Below are 19,038 nucleotides of genomic sequence, written 5' to 3'. Positions count from 1 at the left end.
CCGGCGCGGTGGCGGGGACCGCTCAGGGGAAGGGGCGGCCGGTGACGACCGCCCCCAGGGTGGTCCCGCGCGGGAAGGCGCCCTCCTCGGTCAGGGCGAGCAGGGCGTACAGCATCTTGGCGACGTAGACGCGCTCCACGGGCAGGCCGTGGCGGCGTTCGAAGTCCTCGGCGAAGGCGTCCAGCCCGGGCGTGGTGCGGGCGTAGCCGCCGTGGTGGAAGCGGTCGTCCAGGCTCCAGGTGCCGCGCGGCCCGCCGAACGCGCGTTCCTGGAGCCGCCGTATGTCGCCCTCCAGGAAGCCGCCTCTGAGCACGGGTATGCCGAGGGCCCGCCGCCCCCGGGGCAGTCCGGCGGCCAGCCCGGCGAGGGTGCCGCCGGTGCCGCAGGCGATGGCGGCCACGTCGGCGTGTTCGCCCAGCTCCTCGCCGAGTTCGCGGCAGCCGCGCACGGCCTGAGCGTTGCTGCCGCCCTCGGGGACGACCACGGCGCCCTCGGCGTCCACCGTGCGCAGGAGGGCCGCGAGCGTCTCCGGTTCGGACTTGCGCCGGTAGGTCGAGCGGTCGACGAAGTGCAGCCGCATCCCGTCGGCGGCGCACCGGGCCAGCGAGGGGTTGAGCGGCCGGCCGGCCAGTTCGTGACCGCGGACCACGCCCACCGTGGGCAGCCCGAGCAGTCGGCCCGCGGCGGCCGCGGCCCGCAGGTGGTTGGAGTAGGCGCCGCCGAACGTGACGACGGCACGGCCGCCCGCCGAGGCGAGAACCGGCGCCAGCTTGCGCCATTTGTTGCCGACCAGCTCGGGATGGATCAGGTCGTCCCGCTTGAGCAGCAACCGGACACCGTGCCGCTCGAACCGCCCGTCGGCCACCTCGTGCAGGGGAGAGGGCAGCCGGGGTCGCAGGGCGGCGAGGTCGCGGGTGTCGTTTCCGGTCACCCCGTCATTCTCGCGCCCCCGCGTCACGGTCGCGCCGCCGCGTGGCGGCCACCTCATTTCAGCCGGTCCCGGACCCGCTCCCGCATCGACGCCATCGTGAACCCGCGCGGGTCCACCTTCCCCGGCTGCCACTCCAGGTGACCGATGACGGACCGCTCGTTCCAGCCGTGGTGGCGGCACACCGCCGCGGCGGCCCGCTCGATCGCCTCCAGCTGCGCCGCCGGCCAGGGGTCGTCGCCGTCGCCCAGGTTCTCGCACTCGAAGCCGTAAAAGTGCCGGTTGCCGTCGGTGTTCGCCTCGTTGTCCCGGGGCAGCGCCTTCTGCGCGATCACCGCGCGCAGGACGTCGTCGTCGCCGAGACCGGCGTGATTGGCCCTGCCGTACCCGACCAGGTGGACCGTGCCGTCCTTGGTGACGACCCCGTGGCACAGGGGACCGGGCAGGTCCTCGTGGCCCTTGCGGCAGATGTCCACCGTCCGCGCGCTGCCCCGGGTGACCGTGTGGTGGATCATCACCCCGTGCACGGGCCCCCAGGGGCCCTTGTGGTTGCGGTGGTGGTCCCGCCAGTCGCCGACCTCGACGACGGTGAGGCCCTCCGCCTTCAGTGCCTCGAGGAAACTGCTCGCGGACATGGGTGAGGCCACGGCCGGCTCCTTCACGCTGCGTGACGGCCGCCCGGTGCGGCCGCCTCGTACGGAGCTTGTACCGAAACGGAGCGCCTCCTATGGCCCGCTCGCTCCGTGTGCGAATCCTTTCGGCCAAACTCGTGCCGACCAGTGGCGCCGAGCAGGGCAGCGGACGGAGCCGGACGAGTCGCCGGGGCGCCGGACAAGCCCCCATACCTGCCCCGGCCGCACGTGATCCATTCCCGCTCTTTCGTGTAATAGCACCGGCACGCTCCGTGAGGAAGGGTGGTCCGTGCACATCGATGCCGGGCGTAGCCGTTCGGCATGACCGGGAGGGCAATTCCTTATGTCGGTAGGCGAAGAGGTCCGCACCGAGCAGACCAGGCCGCAGCAGAGCCTCGGCACGGCGGCCGCGCGGAACCTGGCCACCACCACCAAGTCCGTTCCCCAGATGCAGGAGATCAGCTCGCGCTGGCTGCTGCGCTCGCTCCCCTGGGTGGACATCCAGGGCGGTACGTACCGGGTCAACCGGCGTCTGACCTTCGCCGTCGGCGACGGTCGCGTGACGTTCGTGAAGACCGGCGACCGCGTCGAGGTCATCCCCGCGGAGCTGGGCGAGCTGCCGGCCCTGCGGTCGTACGAGGACGACGAGGTCCTGTCGGAGCTCGCGCAGCGCTGTGAGCAGCGGGAGTTCGGACCCGGCGAGGTCATCGCCTCGTTCGGCGGCCGGGCCGACGAGGTCTACCTGCTGGCACACGGCAAGGTCGAGAAGATCGGCAGCGGTCCCTACGGCGACGACGCGGTGCTCGGCGTCCTCGCCGACGGCGCCTACTTCGGCGACCAGGCGCTCCTCGACGGGGACGCCATCTGGGAGTTCACCGCCCGCACGGTCACCGCCTGCACGGTGCTGGTGCTGCCCCGCCAGGAGGTGGAGCAGGTCGCGGAGCGGTCGGACTCCCTGCGCGAGCACCTGGAGCAGCGGCGCTCGATCCCGGAGCAGCGCACCAACAAGCACGGTGAGAAGGAGATCGACCTCGCGGCCGGCCACACCGGCGAGCCGGACATCCCGCACACCTTCGTCGACTACGAGGCCCGGCCCCGTGAGTACGAACTGAGCGTCGCCCAGACCGTGCTGCGCATCCACTCGCGCGTGGCCGACCTGTACAACCAGCCGATGAACCAGACCGAGCAGCAGATCCGGCTGACGGTCGAGGCGCTGAAGGAGCGCCAGGAGCACGAACTCATCAACAACCGTGAGTTCGGCCTGCTGCACAACTGCGAGTACGACCAGCGCATCCAGCCGCACGAGGGCGTGCCCGGCCCGGACGACCTCGACGAACTGCTGAGCCGCCGGCGCGGCACCAAGCTGCTCCTCGCCCACCCGCGCGCCATCGCCGCCATCGGCCGCGAGCTCAACCGGCGCGGTCTCGTCCCCGAGACGATCGACGTCGCCGGAAACCGCATCCCGACCTGGCGCGGTGTGCCCATCTACCCGTGCAACAAGATCCCGGTCACCGAGGCCCGTACGTCGTCGATCATCGCGATGCGTACCGGCGAGCAGGACCAGGGTGTCATCGGGCTGCGGGCCACCGGCATCCCGGACGAGATCGAGCCGAGTCTGTCGGTCCGCTTCATGGGCATCAACGAGCAGGCCGTCATCAAGTACCTGGTCACGGCCTACTACTCGGCCGCCGTCCTGGTGCCGGACGCGCTCGGCGTCCTGGAGAACGTCGAGATCGGCCGCTGGCAGTGACGCCACTGTCCCGAACGCCGTGTCCCCGCCCTCCCGGGCGGGTACACCCCCGGGGTACGGACGGGCCCAGGGGGAAGGTGAGTCCATGACGGAGACCCGGCGCGGCGCCACCGCGACGCGCCGTCCCACCGGAACGCCGGAAAGGCGCGGGCCCATCGGCACACAGCGCGAGCAGGAGCCGGGGGAGTCGTCCGGCGGGCAGGAACAAGCGGTGGCCGAAGGGCACGAGGCAGCCGTACTCCTGAGCGAGTCACGGGCGTCGGTCGACCCCGAACTGCGGTCCGCCATCGCATCGCTGCCCGAGTCGATGCGCCGGATCGCGCTCTACCACTTCGGCTGGCAGCACGCGGACGGCACACCGGCGGCGGGCAACGCGGGCAAGGCGATCCGCCCCGCGCTCGTCCTCACCGCGGCGACCGCGCTCGGCGGGCCGACGGCCCGCGCGGCGGCCGGCCGGGCCGCCGCCGCGGTGGAACTGGTCCACAACTTCACGCTGCTGCACGACGACGTGATGGACCGGGACGCCACCCGGCGGCACCGGCCGACCGCGTGGACCGTGTTCGGCGACGCCGACGCGATCCTCGCCGGGGACGCCCTCCAGGCGCTCGCCCTGCGGCTGCTCGCCGCGGACCCGCACCCGGCGTCCGCGGCGGCGGCCACCCGGCTCGCCGACTGCGTCATGGAGCTGTGCGAGGGCCAGCACGCGGACACGGCCATGGAGCGGCGCCCGCCGGGCGAGGTCACGCTCGACGAGGCGCTCGCCATGGCCGAGGCCAAGACGGGTGCTCTGCTGGGCTGTGCCTGCGCCCTCGGCGCGCTGTACGCGGGTGCGGCCACGGAGGACGTCGAGGCGCTGGACGCCTTCGGCCGTGAGGCCGGGCTGGCCTTCCAGCTCATCGACGACGTCATCGGCATATGGGGCGACCCGAGCCGCACCGGCAAGCCGGCCCGTGCGGACCTGGCCGCCCGCAAGAAGTCCCTGCCGGTGGTCGCCGCCCTGACCTCCGGCACCCCGGCCGCGGCCGAACTGGCCGAGCTGTACGCGGCACCGTACGACGAGGGCAAGGAGGACCTGGAGCGCACCGCCCTGGCCGTGGAGCGGGCCGGCGGCCGGGACTGGGCGCAGGCCCAGGCGGCCGACCGGATGGCGCGGGCCATGCAGGAGCTGGCCCGGGCCGTGCCCGAGCCGGAGGCGGCCGGCGGGCTGCTCGCGCTGGCCGAGTTCGTGACCCGGCGCAGCACCTGAGCGCCGCGCAAGACCCCGGAGCCCGTGCAGGGCCGTACGGCACCTGACCGACGTACGGCCGCACCGCCGACGGCTCCGGTCCGGCGGGTCCCGCACTTCCCCACGGTGTGCGGGGCCCGCCACCCTGTCTCCCCCCCCCACCGGGTCCCGGCTCAGCGGTTAGGCTCAACCGCCGTACGGACGAGCGGTGTTGAGTCGAAGGGGCGAGGCATGGGCGTGGTGATCCGGACGGCGGGGGAGGACGACCGGGAGCTGGTCGTCCGGTTGCTGGACGAGGCCTTCCAGGACGATCCGGTGAGCAGCTGGGTCTTTCCCGGCGAGGAGTACCGGCGCCGGACGCACCACCGGCTCATGGCCGCGTTCGCCGACGCGGTCTTCGCCGACGGGCGCATCGACCTCACCGAGGACGGCGCCGCCTGCGCGCTGTGGCTGCCCGTCCCGGCGGACGAGCACGAGGACGACGAGGGGGGTCCCGCGCAGCTCCGCGAGGCCGTCGACCCGGAGAACGAGCGCGTGGAGCTGATAGCCCGCCTCACGGGCGACATCCACCCCGCCGGCCGGGCCCACGAGTACCTGTGGATGATCGGCGTGGTTCCTGGGCGGCAGGGCGAAGGGCTGGGCACCGCGCTGATCGAGAGCGTCCTCGACCGCTGCGACCGCGAAGGGCTGCCCGCCTACCTGGAGGCGAGCAGCGCCCGCGGCAAGGTGCTGTACGAGCGTCTCGGCTTCGCGTTCACCGGCCGGGCCCTGGACCTGCCGGACGGTCCCCGGATGTGGCCGATGTGGCGGGAGCCGCAGATCCTGTGATCCGATAACCCTTCCCCAAACAACTACGTCTGGAGTACTGTGCCCGTAGTGGTCCATGTGAAGGGGAGACCGGTTTGCGCAAACTCACGTACTTCATCGCCTGCTCGATCGACGGCTTCATCGGCGGCCCGGACGGCGACGCGTCGTTCATGGTTTCGTTCGTCGACGAGGAGTTCCTCGAGTTCCTGAAGGCGGAGTACCCGGAGACACTGCCGACCCACGGCCGTCGGCCGCTCGGCATCGACGACCTGCCGAACAAGCGGTTCGACACGGTCGTCCAGGGGAGGGCCAGCTACGACCTGGCCCTCAAGGAGGGCATCACCAGCCCGTACGCACATCTGCGCGAGTACGTCGCCTCGCGCACGCTCACCGAGTCGCCCGACCCGAACGTCGAGATCATCTCCACGGACCTGGTCGGCAGGGTCAGGGAGTTGAAGGCGGAGGACAGCGCCTTCGACATCTACCTGTGCGGCGGATCGGCCGTCGCCGGCGAGCTGGTCGACGAGATCGACGAACTGGTCGTCAAGACCTACCCGGTGGTGCTCGGCACCGGCATGCCGATGTTCGCCTCCGGCTTCGAGATCACCGAGTTCGTGCCGGACTCGGTGCGGACCTTCGGCAACGGCGCCGTGGTGCGGACGTACCACCGCAAGCGCTGAGCCGTCGCCCGCCCGACCTCGGCAACGCCGAAGGGGCCCGGCCAGGATGGCGGCCGGGCCCCTTCGGGCTGTCCTGCGGCCTGCGATGGTGCACCGATCGCCGGCCCCGGGATGCTGACGTTCGTCAGGCCTTCTTGGTCTCCCAGAAGATCTTGTCGATCTGGGCGATGTAGTCCAGGGCCTTCTGGCCGGTCGCCGGGTCCTTCGAAGCCTTGGCGGCCGACAGGGCCTTCAGGGTGTCGTTGACCAGCTGGTGCAGCTCCGGGTACTTCTCGAAGTGCGGGGGCTTGAAGTAGTCGCTCCACAGCACGGAGACGTGGTGCTTCGCCAGCTCGGCGCGCTGCTCCTTGATGACCGTGGCGCGCGTCTGGAAGTGCGGGTCGTCGTTGCCGGCCATCTTTTCCTGGACGGCCTTCACCGACTCCGCCTCGATGCGGGCCTGGGCCGGGTCGTACACGCCGCAGGGCAGGTCGCAGTGGGCGCTGACCGTGACCTTGGGGGCAAACAGGCGGGAAAGCATGAAGCGTTCCTTCCTCGTGATCGTCTTCTCAGGGGGGACATTACTCCCTGGGAGGCCCGATTTCGCGAGTGCCCCCATGGGCTTAGGACAAAAGTCCGGGGTGAGACTGAGACTGGTGGAGGAAGAACCGGGGAGGTGCCGGGTGATGCCGGAGCAACTGTCGCAGGAGACCGAGCGCGCCAGAGGGGCGTTGCCCTTCGGACCGGCCGAGGTGACCGGGCCGTCGATGGTGCCCACGCTGCACCACGGCGACGTGCTGCTCGTGCACTGGGGAGCGCGGGTCAGGCCGGGTGACGTGGTCGTCCTGCGGCACCCCTTCCAGCAGGACCTGCTCGTGGTCAAGCGGGCGGCCGAACGGCGCGGGACCGGCTGGTGGGTGCTCGGGGACAACGCGTTCGCGGGCGGGGACAGCACCGACTACGGGGTGGTCCCGCAGGAGCTGGTGCTGGGCAGGGTCCGGTTCCGGTACCGGCCGCCGCGGCCGGGTCAGCGTTCGCCGCTCGCCGTGGTCCGCTGGGCGCTGTCGGCGGTCAGGCCGGTGCCGGCCGACCGGTCCGCCTCCAGGCGCTTGCGGGCGCGGTAGGCCGCCACGTTGGCGCGGGTGGCGCAGCGGTCGGAGCAGTAGCGCCGGGAGCGGTTGGTGGAGGTGTCCAGGTAGGCGTTGCGGCAGGGGGCCGCTTCGCACAGGCCCAGCCGGTCCACCCCGTACTCGGTGAGGTGGAAGGCGAGACCCATCGCGGCGATGGCCGCGAAACCGGCGGTCGCGTTGGAGGGGTGGTCGGCCAAGTGCATGTGCCACAGCGGGCTGCCGTCCTCGGCGCGGTGGTCGTGGCCGGAGATCTGCGGGCTCACCGGGAACTCCAGGAGCAGTGAGTTCAGCAGGTCCACGGCGAGGGTCTCGTCGCCGCCGTCGGCCGCCTCGAAGACCGCGCGCAGCCGTCCCCGGACCGAACGGAACCGGGTCACGTCGGCGTCGGACGCGCGCCGGGCCGCCGACTGGTTGGCGCCGAACAGCTCACGGACGGCCTCCACCGAGGTCAGCGAGTCCTGGCCCCGCGACGGTTCCTCGGTGTTGACGAGACGTACGGCGTAATCCGAGTAATAGGCCAGTTCCACTTGTAGTCCTTACGGAGGGGCTCTATGGTCGTGCCTGCGGTCAGGTAACAGCTGATCGCGCTTCCAGGGTATTACGCGACGCTACACGGAGGGGCTCGATGACGAACGCGGACACCACCACGGCCACTACGCCCGCCACGCCCGCCGGCACGCCCGCCGCGGCGGGCGCCGACTGGCAGGCGTGGCAGCAGAGCTGGGACCGGCAGCAGGAGTGGTACATGCCGGACCGCGAGGAACGGTTCCGGATCATGCTCGACATGGTCGAGGCACTCGTCGGCCCCGCGCCGCGGGTGCTCGACCTCGCCTGCGGCACCGGCACCATCACGGCCCGGCTGCTCGCCCGGTTCCCGCAGGCCACGAGCACCGGCGTGGACCTCGACCCCGCGCTCCTCGCCATCGCCGAGGGCACCTTCGCGGACGACGAGCGGGTCTCCTTCGTCACCGCCGACCTCAAGGACCCCGACTGGCCGTCGAAGCTGCCGTACGGCTCGTACGACGCCGTGCTGACCGCGACGGCCCTGCACTGGTTGCACGCCGAACCCCTCGCGGATCTCTACGGCCGGGTCGCGGAGCTGGTCCGTGACGGTGGTGTCTTCATGAACGCGGACCACATGATCGACGACACCACGCCCAGGATCAACGCGGCCGAGCGCGCCCAGCGGCACGCGCGGATGGACGCCGCCAAGGACGAGGGCGCGCTGGACTGGTCCGAGTGGTGGCAGCTCGCCGCCAAGGACCCGGTGCTCGCCGGACCCACCGCCCGCCGCTTCGAGATCTACGGCGAGCACGCCGACGGCGACATGCCCTCGGCGGCCTGGCACGCGCGCGTGCTGCGCGAGAAGGGCTTCGGCGAGGCGCGGCCGGTGTGGTGCTCGCCGTCGGACACCCTGCTGCTGGCGGTCAAGTAGGGGCACACGCCGAAGGGGCGGTACGGAGATCCGTACCGCCCCCGGCCGCTGCTCCCGCGGTCTCAGAGCACCTTGGACAGGAACGCCTTCGTCCGCTCGTGCTGCGGGTCGGTCAGGACGTCGCGCGGGTTGCCGGACTCGACCACCACGCCGTTGTCCATGAAGACCAGGCTGTCGCCGACCTCGCGGGCGAAGCCCATCTCGTGGGTGACGACGACCATCGTCATGCCGGACTCCGCGAGGTCGCGCATGACGTCGAGGACGTCGCCGACCAGCTCGGGATCGAGCGCCGAGGTCGGCTCGTCGAACAGCATCAGCTTCGGGTCCATCGCCAGGGCCCGCGCGATGGCGACGCGCTGCTGCTGGCCGCCGGAGAGCTGCGAGGGGTAGTTGCCGGCCTTGTCGGCCAGGCCCACGCGCTCCAGGAGGGAGCGTGCGCGTTCCCTGGCCTGGGCCCTGCTCATGCCCTTGACCTGGACCGGCGCCTCCATGACGTTCTCCACGGCCGTCATGTGCGGGAACAGGTTGAAGCGCTGGAAGACCATGCCGATGTCCCGGCGCTTGACGGCGACCTCGCTGTCCTTCAGCTCGTAGAGCTTGTCACCCTTCTGGCGGTAGCCGACCAGCTCGCCGTCGACGTACAGACGCCCGGCGTTGATCTTCTCGAGGTGGTTGATACACCTGAGGAAGGTGGACTTGCCGGAGCCGGAGGGGCCGATGAGGCAGAACACCTCGCCCTGCTTCACCTCCAGGTCGATGCCCTTGAGGACCTCGACGGCGCCGAAGGACTTGTGCACGCCCTCGGCCTTGACCATGGCGGTCATGCCGCACCTCCCGTCGTGCTGGAGCGGTTCGACAGGGAGAGCAGGTTCGCCCTGATCTTCTGCAACGGGGTGGACGGCAGACTGCGGCTGGAGCCGCGGGCGTAGTAACGCTCCAGGTAGTACTGGCCGACGCTGAAGACCGAGGTCAGCAGCAGGTACCAGGCCGCCGCCAGGAACAGCATCTCGGCCGGGGCGCCCGAGGTCTGGCCGATGTCCTGGGCGACCCGGAACAACTCGGCGTACTGGACGACCGACACCAGGGAGGTCGTCTTCAGCATGTTGATGACCTCGTTGCCCGTCGGCGGCACGATCACGCGCATCGCCTGCGGGACCACGATCCGGCGCAGCGTCTTGGCGTGGCTCATGCCGAGCGCGTGCGCCGCCTCCGTCTGGCCCTCGTCGACCGCGAGCAGACCGGCGCGGCAGATCTCCGCCATGTACGCGGCCTCGTTGAGGCCGAGACCGAGCAGCGCCGTCAGGAACGGCGTCATGAAGTCCGACCACTCGTCGCGGTAGAACGGGCCGAGGTTGATGTACTCGAAGACCAGGCCGAGGTTGAACCAGACGACGAGCTGCACCAGGACCGGCGTGCCGCGGAAGAACCAGATGTAGAACCACGCGATGGACGAGGTCACCGGGTTCTTCGAGAGCCGCATCACGGCGAGCAGGATGCCGCCGACGATGCCGATCAGCATCGCGAGCACGGTGAGCAGCAGCGTCTTGCCCATGCCGGTCACGATGCGGTCGTCGAAGAAGTAGTCCGGGATCGCACCCCAGTTGATCTTGCCCTGGGAGAACGCGTAGACGACCGCGGCCAGCAGCGCGATCGCGACGACGGCGGAGACGTACCGCCCGTAGTGCCGGACCGGGATGGCCTTGATGGCCTCCGGCGGGGTCGGCGGGGTGTCGGCCGGGCCGCCCGCCGTCTTGTCGATGTCAACAGTCACGGATGTTGCCTTTCGGTGCCCGCCGCGCGGTCACTTGCCGCCGTTGACGGTGGCCTGGGTGACGGCGCCTTCGGCCACGCCCCACTTGTCCATGATCTTCTTGTACTCGCCGTTCGCGATCACCGCGTCCAGCGCCGCCTTCAGGGCGTCGCGCAGCTGCGTGTTCTCCTTGGCGACCGCGATGCCGTACGGCGCGGCCTCGACCTGCTCGCCGACGAGCTGGAAGTCCTTGCCGCCGCCCGAGGTCTTCACCGCGTACGCCGCCACCGGGAAGTCGGAGGAGCCGGCGTTCGCGCCGCCCGCGCGCAGGCGGGTCTGGGCCTGCTGGTCGTTGTCGAAGGCCTCCATGGAGATCTTCTTGCCGGCCGGGCACTTCTCGTTCTCGGCCTTGGCGAGGTCCTCGGAGACCGTGCCGCGCTGGAGCACGAGCTTCTTGCCGCACAGGTCGGACCAGGTCTTGATGCCCTGGTCGTCGCCCTTCTTGGTGTAGATCGAGACACCGGCGGTGAAGTAGTCGACGAAGTCGACGCCCTGGCCGACCTTCTTGCCGGTGTCGGAGTCGATGCCCTCCTGGCGGTCCTTGGTGTCGGTCATCGCGGACATCGCGATGTCGTACCGCTTGGAGCGCAGACCGGTGATCAGGGTGTCGAAGGTGCCGTTCTCGAACTCGAACTTCACCCCGAGCTGCTTGCCCATCGCGTCCGCGAGGTCCGGGTCGATGCCGACGGTCTTGCCGGAGCCGTCCTTGAACTCGACGGGGGCGTACGCGATGTCGGAGCCGACCTTGACGGTCCCCTTGTCACGGATCGACTGCGGCAGCTTGTCGGCGAGCGGAGCACCGCTCGCGGACTGGTTGTCGCTGCCGCCGGAGTCGCTGTTCTCGGTCTGGTCGCCGCATCCGGTGAGCAGCAGAGCGCCTGCGACCGCGATCGCACCGACCGCTGCTAGCCGGGAGTGCGCGGCGGTCGTACGACGGGTGGAGCGTGCGGTCATGGTGGTTCCTCCGGCGGATGAGGGAGTTGCCGATGGGACGGGACGCCGGCCGGGGCCCGACCGGTGCCGTGGGTCGACGAGAGCACACACCTTCGAGTGCCGCGACCTCGTGTGATTACGGCATCTTGCCATTCGGACTCGGCCGTTCAGGGGGGCCGTCATGTCAAAATCGGATAACGGGTCGGCCCCCGAACCGCACCAGGTCGGTACATCACGACCGAACCTTTACGGGAATCTGCCCCTCCGGCCGGAAGATCTGCGGAATTTCTCGTGCTCCGCGCATGGATCGCGGGTGGACGGAGCCGTCGAAGGTGGCGCCCGCGACGCTGTCAAGAGGTGCCGGGAGGTTGTCCGGAACGGCGGCTATGAGCCATGTCACCGACATGCGGCGTTCGGGGTCCGGCATGTGAGCTTGCGCTTATCGGACTCGTCGCGGGGGGCGTCCGTCGGGTAAGAAGGTTCTTTACACCCCTCATCAGGGGCTCAGGGCGCGTGTGCGGCGCGCCCGTCGCGCAGGGGTCCGCGTGGCCCAGACAGCCATCTCCCTGTGCGGTGCCCGCCCATTCCTCACCAGGAGTGGACAAACCCTCAAACCATGAACTCTTAAGGGGTAAGACAAAGTGGCAGCGGAGATCGTCAATCCTCGCAGCGACAGCGAAGCCGGTGCGGAGCAGGAGGAGGGCGCCGAGCCGCTCGACTCCTTCGACCCCGCGTTCGCGCTGCACCGCGGCGGCAAGATGGCCGTGCAGGCCACCGTGCCGGTCCGCGACAAGGACGACCTGTCCCTGGCGTACACGCCCGGCGTCGCGAAAGTGTGCAGCGCGATCGCCGAGCAGCCCGACCTCGTCCACGACTACACCTGGAAGTCGTCGGTCGTCGCGGTCGTGACGGACGGTACGGCGGTGCTGGGACTCGGTGACATCGGGCCCGAGGCGTCCCTCCCGGTGATGGAGGGCAAGGCCATCCTCTTCAAGCAGTTCGGCGGAGTGGACGCGGTCCCGATCGCCCTGAACTGCACGGACGCCGACGAGATCGTCGAGACCGTGGTCCGGCTCGCGCCCTCGTTCGGCGGCGTGAACCTGGAGGACATCTCGGCGCCGCGGTGCTTCGAGATCGAGCGCAAGCTCCAGGAGCGCCTGGACATCCCGGTCTTCCACGACGACCAGCACGGCACGGCGGTCGTGACGCTGGCCGCCCTGCGGAACGCGGCGCGGCTGAGCGGGCGGACGCTGGGTGAGCTGCGGGCGGTGATCTCGGGCGCGGGCGCGGCCGGGGTCGCCATCGCCAAGATGCTGGTGGAGGCCGGCATCGGGGACGTCGCGGTCGCCGACCGCAAGGGTGTCGTCTCGGCCGACCGTAACGACCTGACGCCGGTCAAGCAGGAACTGGCCTCCTTCACCAACAAGGCCGGGCTGTCCGGCCCGCTGGAGGCGGCCCTCGCGGGCGCCGACGTCTTCATCGGCGTCTCCGGCGGTACGGTGCCGGAGGCGGCGGTGGCCTCGATGGCGAAGGGTGCGTTCGTCTTCGCGATGGCCAACCCGAACCCCGAGGTGCATCCGGAGGTCGCCCACAAGTACGCGGCGGTCGTCGCGACGGGGCGGTCGGACTTCCCGAACCAGATCAACAACGTGCTGGCGTTCCCGGGCATCTTCGCGGGCGCGTTGCAGGTGCGGGCGTCGCGGATCACCGAGGGCATGAAGCTCGCGGCGGCCGAGGCGCTGGCCGCCGTGGTGGGGGACGACCTCGCCGCGGACTACGTCATTCCGTCGCCGTTCGACGAGCGGGTCGCGCCGGCTGTCACGGCTGCGGTGGCGGCGGCTGCCCGGGCGGAGGGGGTTGCGCGCCGGTGACGGTGTGAGCGGTGTGTGTACAGCGCTGTGTATATGGCGTGTGTGGTGAGCGGCCTCGTCCTTGGTGGGCGGGGCCGCTTGTCTTTGGGGGTGGATGGGGGTGCGGGGCCGCGTGCGGGTGGGGGTGCGGGTTCGAGTGCGCGTGCGGGTGCGCTTGTGCTGGGCGTGGGTGGGGGGGGGCGCTGACCGGCGCTGGCCGGGTGCCGCTGCGCCCACCCGTGCCGCCCCAGCGGCACGATTGCCCGCAGCTACGTGGGTGCGAGTGCCCGCAGCTACGGGGGCGTGTGCCCGCAGTTACGGGGGCGTGTGCCCGCAGTTACGGGGGCGTGTGCTCGTAGGTGCGGGGGTGCGCAAGAGGGGGTGTGTCACAGGGGGGTGTGGTTCCCGTTGGGGGGTGGGGAACCTATCGTCGAGGTCATGTTCGCTGTCTATGCCGCCCGAATCGACCGCGACCAGCCGCTGGCCGGCCTGGAGTTGGGAGAGCTTCCGGCTCCCGAGGCCCGGCCCGGCTGGAGTGTCGTCGATGTCAGGGCCGCCTCCCTCAACCACCACGACCTGTGGTCCCTGCGCGGCGTCGGCCTCCCCGAGGACCGGCTGCCGATGATCCTCGGCTGCGACGCCGCCGGGATCGACGCCGACGGCAACGAGGTCGTCCTGCACTCCGTGATCGGCCAGAGCGGCCACGGGGTCGGCCCCAAGGAGCCCCGCTCCATCCTCACCGAGCGCTACCCGGGGACGTTCGCCGAGCAGGTCGCCGTGCCGACCTGGAACGTCCTGCCCAAGCCCAGGGAGCTCTCCTTCGAGGAGGCCGCCTGTCTGCCGACCGCCTGGCTGACGGCGTACCGGATGCTGTTCACCAACGCCGGGGTGCGTCCCGGTGACTCGGTGCTGGTGCAGGGCGCCGGCGGCGGGGTCGCCACGGCCGCGATCGTGCTCGGCAAGGCGGCGGGTCTGCGGGTCTTCGCGACCAGCCGGGACGAGGCCAAGCGCAAGCGGGCCCTGGAGCTCGGTGCAGTGGAGGCCGTCGAGACCGGTGCGCGGCTGCCGCAGCGGGTGGACGCCGTGATCGAGACCGTGGGCGCCGCGACCTGGTCGCACTCGATCAAGTCGCTCCGGCCGGGCGGCACGCTGGTCATCTCCGGTGCCACCAGCGGCGACCGGCCCTCCCACGCCGAGCTGACCCGGATCTTCTTCCTGGAGCTCAGGGTCGTCGGCTCCACGATGGGTTCCAAGGACGAGCTGGAGGACCTGCTGTCCTTCTGCGCCGCCACCGGAGTGCGGCCCGTCATCGACGAGGTGCTCCCGATGGACCGGGCCCGTGAAGGCTTCGAGCGGATGGCCTCCGGGGAGCAGTTCGGCAAGATCGTGCTCAGCAACTCCTGAACTCCTGACGCGTTTCCTCACGTACGGCGGGTCCGGTTCCCCGGGCCCGCCGTACGCGTGCGCCGCCCCGTTTTCAGGTGTCAACCGGGATTGACAATCACGGCATGTCAACTTACGTTGACAGTATGAGTGAAGCAACGGATCTCGCCGCGCGTGCGGGTGACCGCGATCCCCGGATCGGGCTGCGCGCCGTCGCCGCTCTGCGGAAGCTGGTGGAGCAGTTGGAGGCCGTGCAGGTGCGCAGCGCGCGGCAGCAGGGGTGGTCGTGGCAGGAGATCGCCACGGAACTCGGGGTCAGCAGGCAGGCCGTGCACAAGAAGTACGGGAGGCATTGATGTTCGAGCGATTCACGAAGGACGCCCGCGCGGTCGTGCAGGGGGCGGTCGGACACGCCGAGGAGGCGGGGGCGGGGACCGTCGAGCCCGAGCACCTGCTGCTCGCCCTGCTGGACCGGGAGGGCAGCCGTGCCTCCTTCGCGCTGGCGGCCCTGGGCGTCGACGAGCACCGGAAGGGGGTGCGTCAGGCGCTGCGGGACGCGCGGCGCCGGGCCGGTCTGTCGCAGTCCGAGACGGAGGCCCTCGCCGGACTGGGGATCGACGTCACGGAGATCGTCGCCAAGGTGGAGGAGGCCCATGGCGTGGGGGCGATGTCCGTCGACGACCGGAAGGGCGGGCGCCGGTGGTCCGGACACCGGAGCTTCGGCCGGGGCGCCAGGGAGGTCCTGGAGAAGGCGCTGCGGGTCGCCGTCGCCCGCCGCGACCGGCGCATCGGGGACGAACATCTCCTCCTCGCCCTGGCCCTGCGCCCCGGTGTGCCCGCCGAGGTGCTCGCCGACCACGGGGTGACCCACGCGTCGCTGACCAGGGTGCTGGGCGACGGCGCCGGAGAGGCCTGCGCCTGACCGGCGCCTCCCCGGCCGCGCGGCGCCCCTGAGGCGAGGGCGGGGCCCGCGCACCGTCCGGCTGCCGGGCTCAGATCTTCGGTGTGCGCAGGATCGCCCCGATGTGGGCCGCCGCCTCCGACAGCCGACCGCGGGTGTCGCGCAACTGGTCGGCCGTCACGCCGTGGTCCCGGGCCGCGTCGCGGATGTCGTCCCGGAAGCGGTCGAGCAGCCGGTCCAGGTCACGGGCCGGGTCGCCGGTCGACTCCGCGGCGTCCTCGTGGGCCCAGCTCGGGGTGTATTCGGCGGGGAAGTCCTCGGGCGTGACGGAGTAGTCGGGCGGGTGGGTGGTGCTCCCGGTGTCGGTGCTCCCGGTGTCGGGGCGGCCGAAGCCCCAGTCCTTGCCGAACTCCTTCCCGAAGTCCTTGCCGAAGTCGCCGACCTCCTTGGCCAGTTCGCTCAGTCCCTCGCGCAGCCCCGTCGGCCAGTCGCCCCGGGCGAAGTGGTCCTGCACCTGTTCCTGCACGCGCTGGGCGATGCGCTGGACCTCCTCCTGCGCCTGGGCGCGGGCCCGCTCCTGGGCCTCCTTGGCCTGGCGCCGGGCCCGCTGCGCCTCGTCGCGGGCGCGGCGGCTCTCGTCCTTGGCGCGGCGGGCCTGCTCCTTCCACTCCTGCTTGACCCGCCGCATCTCCTCCTTGGCGGCCCGCCACGCCTCCTTCTCGTCGGTGTCCCCGGCACCGCCGGCGGAGCCGTTCCCCTCGTCGTGCGGCCCGGAGGTGCCCCGGCGGGCCGCGGTGGCCGCGGCCCGCATCTCACGCCGCAGATCGCCGGCCGCCCCCCGCACATCGGCCCGGATCTCGGCGGCCAGCTCGGCGACCGATTCGCGGATCTCCAGCTCCAGATCGGCCAGCTCGCCGCTGCGGTCGGCCAGCTCGGCGCGCCCGGCGTCGGTGATGGCGTACACCTTGCGGCCGCCCTCGGTGGTGTGGGTGACCAGGCCCTCCGCCTCCAGCTTGGCCAGGCGCGGATACACCGTGCCCGCGGACGGGGCGTACAGGCCCTGGAAGCGTTCTTCGAGGAGCCGGATCACCTCGTAACCGTGGCGCGGGGCCTCGTCCAGGAGCTTGAGGAGGTAGAGGCGGAGGCGGCCGTGGGCGAAGACGGGGGGCATGTCAGAGCACCTTCTTGTCGGTCGTGCCGTCGGAAGGGGCGTCGGTGGCGCCCTGGTCCCGGACGGAAGCGGAATTGTCCCCCGAGCCGTCCTGGGCCCGGCCCGCCGGGTCGGTGTCCTCCGGCTCCCGCTCCCACGGTGTGCCCTGCTCCGCCGGACGGCGGAGCAGGGCGATGGAGCCGGAGACCGTGGTGGCCTTCAGCCTCCCGTTGCCCGCGCCGAGCCGGCCGGTGATGCGCTTGGCCCCCCACTGGCCGCCCACCCGGAGGTCCTCGAAGGCGCTGCTCACCATGCCGCTGGCCGTGTTCGCCTCGACCTGGGCGTCGGCCGGCTGGGGCAGCCGGATGGCGATCTCGCCCGAGACGCTGTTCAGGCTGATGTCGGTGGGTCCACCGGCCGGGTGCAGGTCGACGATCATCGATCCGCTCACCGAGTCGGCCCGCACGGAGGAGCCCGCCTCCACCACCGTCAGGTCGCCGGAGACGGAGTTGAAGCGCAGGTCGCCGGTGAGGGCCTGGGCCTCCACGTTCCCCGAGACGGTGTCCGCGCGGACGGGGCCCGCGAGGCTCACCAGCGTGGTGTCCCCCGAGACGCCCTTGATCTCGGCGGGTCCGCCGAGGCCCGAGACCACGGCCGCGGCGCTGACCGCGCCGACCTCCACCCGGGTGCCGGTCGGCACCGCGAGGGAGACCACCGCGCTGCGGCGCTTGCGGTCCAGCCACCTGAGGAACCCCCTCCAGGGCAGGTCCTCATAGGCCACCGTGAGCACGCCGCGCCGGTGGGTCACGACGAGAGGTGGTCCCTCGATCTCGGAGACCTCCAGACGGGCGGAACCTTCGTCCGTGCCCACCACGTTCACCGTTCCACCGACAATGCGTACGTGGAGTCGGCGCACGGACTCGTCGAAGGTGAGCTTCCTGGGCTCTGCGACGGACCACTCGGACATGGGGCAGACCTCCTCGACCGAACGCGCCATATCGCGTCCCTCGCAATTCACGATATATCGCGGACATGGAAAGTCAAGACACCTGTTCTGGTGATCAACGACCGGCCGGACGGGGCGACCTGCCCTAACTTGTCCCTATGTCGACGGAAGACTCGGTGTCCGCTCCCCCTCCCGGTGCCCTGCTGCTCTGCCGCGCCGAGCCGGACTCCGTCGCCGCCGTCGCACCCCTGCTGGGCGCACGGATGCCGCTGGTCAGAGCCGGTGAGGGGTGGAGCGTGCTCGTGCCGGAGGGCGGACCCTGGCGGGACGGGGGAGAGCCGGTCGACCGCGTCGTCACCGGCTGGGCCGCGGCGCTCGCCGTCGGCGCCCCCTGGCCCGTACTCGCCCTGTGGTGGGACGCCGACCGGGCCGGATACGCCCTCGCGTCCGGATTCCGCCGCCCGGTGGGCTACGTGTGGCTCGCGAACGGTACGCCGGCCGGCGAGGACGAGGCGATGCGCACCTTTGCCGCCCGGCTGGGCCTGGACCCGGTCCTGGACGTGCAGTCGCTGGACCGGCTGACCCGGGCCGATCCGGACGCCGATCGCGAACCCGGGGCGGCCCGGGCCGGTGCCGGCGCCCGGGCCAGGCTGCGCGGACTGCTCGCGGTGCTCACCCGCGCGGGGGTCGACCTCCCCGCCGGGCTGGACCCCGGTGAGGGCGCCGACCGCCTCGGCGCGGCCGCCCGCGCCCTGCCCGGCGCGCGCCGGACCGAGGCCGCCGGACGCCGCCCGACCGCCGACGGGTGCCGCCCGGCCGCCTGGCTGCCCTGGACGGGTGGCCCGGGGGCACGCGCGCTGGCCGTGGCCCAGATGGCGACGGGCCTGCCGCTCACCGTCTGGGGTCTGCGGCGCCGCAGCGGAGGCTGGACCGCGGCGGGGGCGCTGCTGGTCGGGCACGGCGCGCTCGGCGCGGCCCACGGGCTCTCCAGGCGCACCTGACGGTTCCGCCCCGGCGGTTCGGCGGGCCCCGCCGTGCGGCCGAGGCGGCCCCTGGCGCCCGCGCGTTCCCACGTGCTCCTCGCGGCGCCCGCGCGCCCCTGCCCGTCGTCCTCGTGTCCCGTCGTTCTCGTGTCCCGGTGTCCTCGTGTCCCGGCGTCCTACTCGTCCTCGTCCTCGTCGTCCAGCCGTGCCAGCCACGTGGCGAGGCGCTCCACCGGTACTTCGAAGTCCGGGTTCAGGTCGACGAACGTGCGCAGCTGCTCGGCGAGCCACTCGAAGGTGATCTCCTCCTCGCCGCGCCGCTTCGCCAGCTCCTCGATGCCGCGGTCGGTGAAGTACATGGATCGTGCTCCGTCGGGTCTTCGCAGGGTTGAGAGGCTCCCGTGCGGGAAGAAACCTGTGCCTGCGGGGTGGAGAGATGGGGTCTGTCCGTCGGTTGTGAAGACAGCACAAGGATAGGCGTCCACAGGGCTGTGCCTTCCGGGGCCGTCGCGGGGG

Annotated in this window: 21 protein-coding genes; 11 read left to right on the top strand and 10 right to left on the bottom strand. The window is 71.6% G+C overall.

Annotated features, from left to right (window positions below; all coding sequences use genetic code 11):
- Positions 1-22: 22 nt before the first annotated feature.
- Together ACIRGB_RS00950 and ACIRGB_RS00945 are read right to left on the bottom strand one after the other, a co-directional pair.
- Positions 23-931, bottom strand: coding sequence for a 1-aminocyclopropane-1-carboxylate deaminase/D-cysteine desulfhydrase (locus ACIRGB_RS00950; protein WP_403857171.1), 909 nt, complete (start codon positions 929-931; stop codon positions 23-25).
- Positions 932-984: 53 nt separating this feature from the next.
- Positions 985-1,563 carry an N-acetylmuramoyl-L-alanine amidase gene (locus tag ACIRGB_RS00945; protein WP_403858168.1) on the bottom strand — a complete coding sequence of 193 codons (579 nt, stop codon included), beginning with the start codon at positions 1,561-1,563 and terminating at the stop codon, positions 985-987.
- A gap of 340 nt (positions 1,564-1,903) precedes the next feature.
- On the opposite strand from ACIRGB_RS00945, the gene ACIRGB_RS00940 reads away from it, so the two are divergent.
- The 4 genes from ACIRGB_RS00940 to ACIRGB_RS00925 all read left to right on the top strand — a co-directional run bounded on the left by ACIRGB_RS00940 (position 1,904) and on the right by ACIRGB_RS00925 (position 6,022).
- A complete protein-coding gene (locus ACIRGB_RS00940; protein WP_403857168.1) occupies positions 1,904-3,310 on the top strand; it encodes a family 2B encapsulin nanocompartment shell protein in 1,407 nt (468 codons plus the stop codon).
- An 85-nt stretch (positions 3,311-3,395) separates the two neighbouring features.
- Positions 3,396-4,556: a family 2 encapsulin nanocompartment cargo protein polyprenyl transferase gene (locus tag ACIRGB_RS00935; protein ID WP_403857165.1), complete on the top strand. Its 1,161-nt coding sequence runs from the start codon at positions 3,396-3,398 to the stop codon at positions 4,554-4,556.
- A gap of 210 nt (positions 4,557-4,766) precedes the next feature.
- The gene (locus tag ACIRGB_RS00930) at positions 4,767-5,363 is read left to right on the top strand and encodes a GNAT family N-acetyltransferase (protein WP_403857162.1); all 597 of its coding nucleotides are present in this window, start codon (positions 4,767-4,769) and stop codon (positions 5,361-5,363) included.
- Positions 5,364-5,437: 74 nt separating this feature from the next.
- Entirely contained in the window at positions 5,438-6,022 is a 585-nt protein-coding gene (locus ACIRGB_RS00925) for a dihydrofolate reductase family protein (RefSeq protein WP_403857159.1), read from the top strand.
- Between the two features lie 124 nt (positions 6,023-6,146).
- On the opposite strand, the gene sodN is transcribed toward ACIRGB_RS00925, so the two are convergent.
- Positions 6,147-6,542 carry a superoxide dismutase, Ni gene (gene sodN / locus ACIRGB_RS00920; RefSeq protein ID WP_019326937.1) on the bottom strand — a complete coding sequence of 132 codons (396 nt, stop codon included), beginning with the start codon at positions 6,540-6,542 and terminating at the stop codon, positions 6,147-6,149.
- Between the two features lie 145 nt (positions 6,543-6,687).
- On the opposite strand from sodN, the gene sodX reads away from it, so the two are divergent.
- A complete protein-coding gene (gene sodX, locus ACIRGB_RS00915; protein ID WP_171987385.1) occupies positions 6,688-7,125 on the top strand; it encodes a nickel-type superoxide dismutase maturation protease in 438 nt (145 codons plus the stop codon).
- On the opposite strand, the gene ACIRGB_RS00910 is transcribed toward sodX, so the two are convergent.
- Positions 7,029-7,658: an ABATE domain-containing protein gene (locus tag ACIRGB_RS00910; protein WP_003973714.1), complete on the bottom strand. Its 630-nt coding sequence runs from the start codon at positions 7,656-7,658 to the stop codon at positions 7,029-7,031. The genes sodX and ACIRGB_RS00910 overlap by 97 nt on opposite strands.
- Positions 7,659-7,756: 98 nt before the next feature.
- On the opposite strand from ACIRGB_RS00910, the gene ACIRGB_RS00905 reads away from it, so the two are divergent.
- Complete coding sequence (locus ACIRGB_RS00905) at positions 7,757-8,566, top strand: class I SAM-dependent methyltransferase (protein ID WP_403857154.1); 810 nt, start codon at positions 7,757-7,759, stop codon at positions 8,564-8,566.
- 62 nt (positions 8,567-8,628) lie between these two features.
- Here ACIRGB_RS00905 and ACIRGB_RS00900 read toward each other — a convergent pair whose 3' ends face one another.
- The 3 genes from ACIRGB_RS00900 to ACIRGB_RS00890 are packed head-to-tail and all read right to left on the bottom strand — an operon-like array spanning position 8,629 to position 11,330.
- Entirely contained in the window at positions 8,629-9,390 is a 762-nt protein-coding gene (locus ACIRGB_RS00900; RefSeq protein ID WP_403857151.1) for an amino acid ABC transporter ATP-binding protein, read from the bottom strand.
- Positions 9,387-10,337: an amino acid ABC transporter permease gene (locus ACIRGB_RS00895; RefSeq protein WP_403857148.1), complete on the bottom strand. Its 951-nt coding sequence runs from the start codon at positions 10,335-10,337 to the stop codon at positions 9,387-9,389. The genes ACIRGB_RS00900 and ACIRGB_RS00895 overlap by 4 nt, the downstream gene beginning before the upstream one ends.
- A gap of 30 nt (positions 10,338-10,367) precedes the next feature.
- Complete coding sequence (locus ACIRGB_RS00890) at positions 10,368-11,330, bottom strand: ABC transporter substrate-binding protein (RefSeq protein ID WP_403857145.1); 963 nt, start codon at positions 11,328-11,330, stop codon at positions 10,368-10,370.
- Positions 11,331-11,950: 620 nt separating this feature from the next.
- On the opposite strand from ACIRGB_RS00890, the gene ACIRGB_RS00885 reads away from it, so the two are divergent.
- From ACIRGB_RS00885 to ACIRGB_RS00870, 4 genes are all read left to right on the top strand, one after another.
- A complete protein-coding gene (locus tag ACIRGB_RS00885) occupies positions 11,951-13,180 on the top strand; it encodes an NADP-dependent malic enzyme (RefSeq protein WP_403857142.1) in 1,230 nt (409 codons plus the stop codon).
- A gap of 417 nt (positions 13,181-13,597) precedes the next feature.
- Positions 13,598-14,563, top strand: coding sequence for a zinc-binding dehydrogenase (locus tag ACIRGB_RS00880; protein ID WP_403857139.1), 966 nt, complete (start codon positions 13,598-13,600; stop codon positions 14,561-14,563).
- A gap of 125 nt (positions 14,564-14,688) precedes the next feature.
- A complete protein-coding gene (locus ACIRGB_RS00875; RefSeq protein WP_403857136.1) occupies positions 14,689-14,898 on the top strand; it encodes a helix-turn-helix domain-containing protein in 210 nt (69 codons plus the stop codon).
- Entirely contained in the window at positions 14,898-15,464 is a 567-nt protein-coding gene (locus ACIRGB_RS00870; RefSeq protein WP_403857133.1) for a Clp protease N-terminal domain-containing protein, read from the top strand. Before ACIRGB_RS00875 ends, ACIRGB_RS00870 begins: the two co-directional genes overlap by 1 nt.
- Positions 15,465-15,534: 70 nt before the next feature.
- Here ACIRGB_RS00870 and ACIRGB_RS00865 read toward each other — a convergent pair whose 3' ends face one another.
- Together ACIRGB_RS00865 and ACIRGB_RS00860 are read right to left on the bottom strand one after the other, a co-directional pair.
- On the bottom strand, positions 15,535-16,614 hold the full coding sequence (locus tag ACIRGB_RS00865; protein ID WP_403857130.1) for a helix-turn-helix transcriptional regulator: 1,080 nt from the start codon (positions 16,612-16,614) through the stop codon (positions 15,535-15,537).
- A gap of 1 nt (position 16,615) precedes the next feature.
- Positions 16,616-17,560, bottom strand: coding sequence for a DUF4097 family beta strand repeat-containing protein (locus ACIRGB_RS00860; protein ID WP_403857127.1), 945 nt, complete (start codon positions 17,558-17,560; stop codon positions 16,616-16,618).
- A gap of 137 nt (positions 17,561-17,697) precedes the next feature.
- Here ACIRGB_RS00860 and ACIRGB_RS00855 point away from each other — a divergent pair, with 137 nt between their 5' ends.
- Positions 17,698-18,540, top strand: a complete 843-nt coding sequence (locus ACIRGB_RS00855) for a hypothetical protein (RefSeq protein WP_403857124.1) — start codon at positions 17,698-17,700, stop codon at positions 18,538-18,540.
- 158 nt (positions 18,541-18,698) lie between these two features.
- Here ACIRGB_RS00855 and ACIRGB_RS00850 read toward each other — a convergent pair whose 3' ends face one another.
- Positions 18,699-18,881, bottom strand: coding sequence for a DUF6104 family protein (locus ACIRGB_RS00850; protein ID WP_104636696.1), 183 nt, complete (start codon positions 18,879-18,881; stop codon positions 18,699-18,701).
- Between the last annotated feature and the right edge of the window lie 157 nt (positions 18,882-19,038).

It is taken from the genome of Streptomyces sp. NPDC102490, from assembly GCF_044765285.1.
In the GTDB taxonomy this organism is placed as follows: domain Bacteria; phylum Actinomycetota; class Actinomycetes; order Streptomycetales; family Streptomycetaceae; genus Streptomyces.
Note: the sequence above shows the minus strand (reverse complement) of the source record. Positions and strands in the feature narration are given on the sequence as shown.

Bases quoted from the DNA above. Each gene is read 5' to 3' on its own strand.
- ACIRGB_RS00905 (WP_403857154.1), top strand. From the start codon at position 7,757: ATGACGAACGCGGACACCACCACGGCCACTACGCCCGCCACGCCCGCC.
- ACIRGB_RS00945 (WP_403858168.1), bottom strand. From the start codon at position 1,563: ATGTCCGCGAGCAGTTTCCTCGAGGCACTGAAGGCGGAGGGCCTCACC.
- ACIRGB_RS00870 (WP_403857133.1), top strand. From the start codon at position 14,898: ATGTTCGAGCGATTCACGAAGGACGCCCGCGCGGTCGTGCAGGGGGCG.
- sodX (WP_171987385.1), top strand. From the start codon at position 6,688: ATGCCGGAGCAACTGTCGCAGGAGACCGAGCGCGCCAGAGGGGCGTTG.
- ACIRGB_RS00880 (WP_403857139.1), top strand. From the start codon at position 13,598: ATGTTCGCTGTCTATGCCGCCCGAATCGACCGCGACCAGCCGCTGGCC.
- ACIRGB_RS00890 (WP_403857145.1), bottom strand. From the start codon at position 11,330: ATGACCGCACGCTCCACCCGTCGTACGACCGCCGCGCACTCCCGGCTA.
- ACIRGB_RS00865 (WP_403857130.1), bottom strand. From the start codon at position 16,614: ATGCCCCCCGTCTTCGCCCACGGCCGCCTCCGCCTCTACCTCCTCAAG.
- sodN (WP_019326937.1), bottom strand. From the start codon at position 6,542: ATGCTTTCCCGCCTGTTTGCCCCCAAGGTCACGGTCAGCGCCCACTGC.
- ACIRGB_RS00860 (WP_403857127.1), bottom strand. From the start codon at position 17,560: ATGTCCGAGTGGTCCGTCGCAGAGCCCAGGAAGCTCACCTTCGACGAG.
- ACIRGB_RS00850 (WP_104636696.1), bottom strand. From the start codon at position 18,881: ATGTACTTCACCGACCGCGGCATCGAGGAGCTGGCGAAGCGGCGCGGC.
- ACIRGB_RS00930 (WP_403857162.1), top strand. From the start codon at position 4,767: ATGGGCGTGGTGATCCGGACGGCGGGGGAGGACGACCGGGAGCTGGTC.
- ACIRGB_RS00900 (WP_403857151.1), bottom strand. From the start codon at position 9,390: ATGACCGCCATGGTCAAGGCCGAGGGCGTGCACAAGTCCTTCGGCGCC.
- ACIRGB_RS00940 (WP_403857168.1), top strand. From the start codon at position 1,904: ATGTCGGTAGGCGAAGAGGTCCGCACCGAGCAGACCAGGCCGCAGCAG.
- ACIRGB_RS00935 (WP_403857165.1), top strand. From the start codon at position 3,396: ATGACGGAGACCCGGCGCGGCGCCACCGCGACGCGCCGTCCCACCGGA.
- ACIRGB_RS00855 (WP_403857124.1), top strand. From the start codon at position 17,698: ATGTCGACGGAAGACTCGGTGTCCGCTCCCCCTCCCGGTGCCCTGCTG.
- ACIRGB_RS00875 (WP_403857136.1), top strand. From the start codon at position 14,689: ATGAGTGAAGCAACGGATCTCGCCGCGCGTGCGGGTGACCGCGATCCC.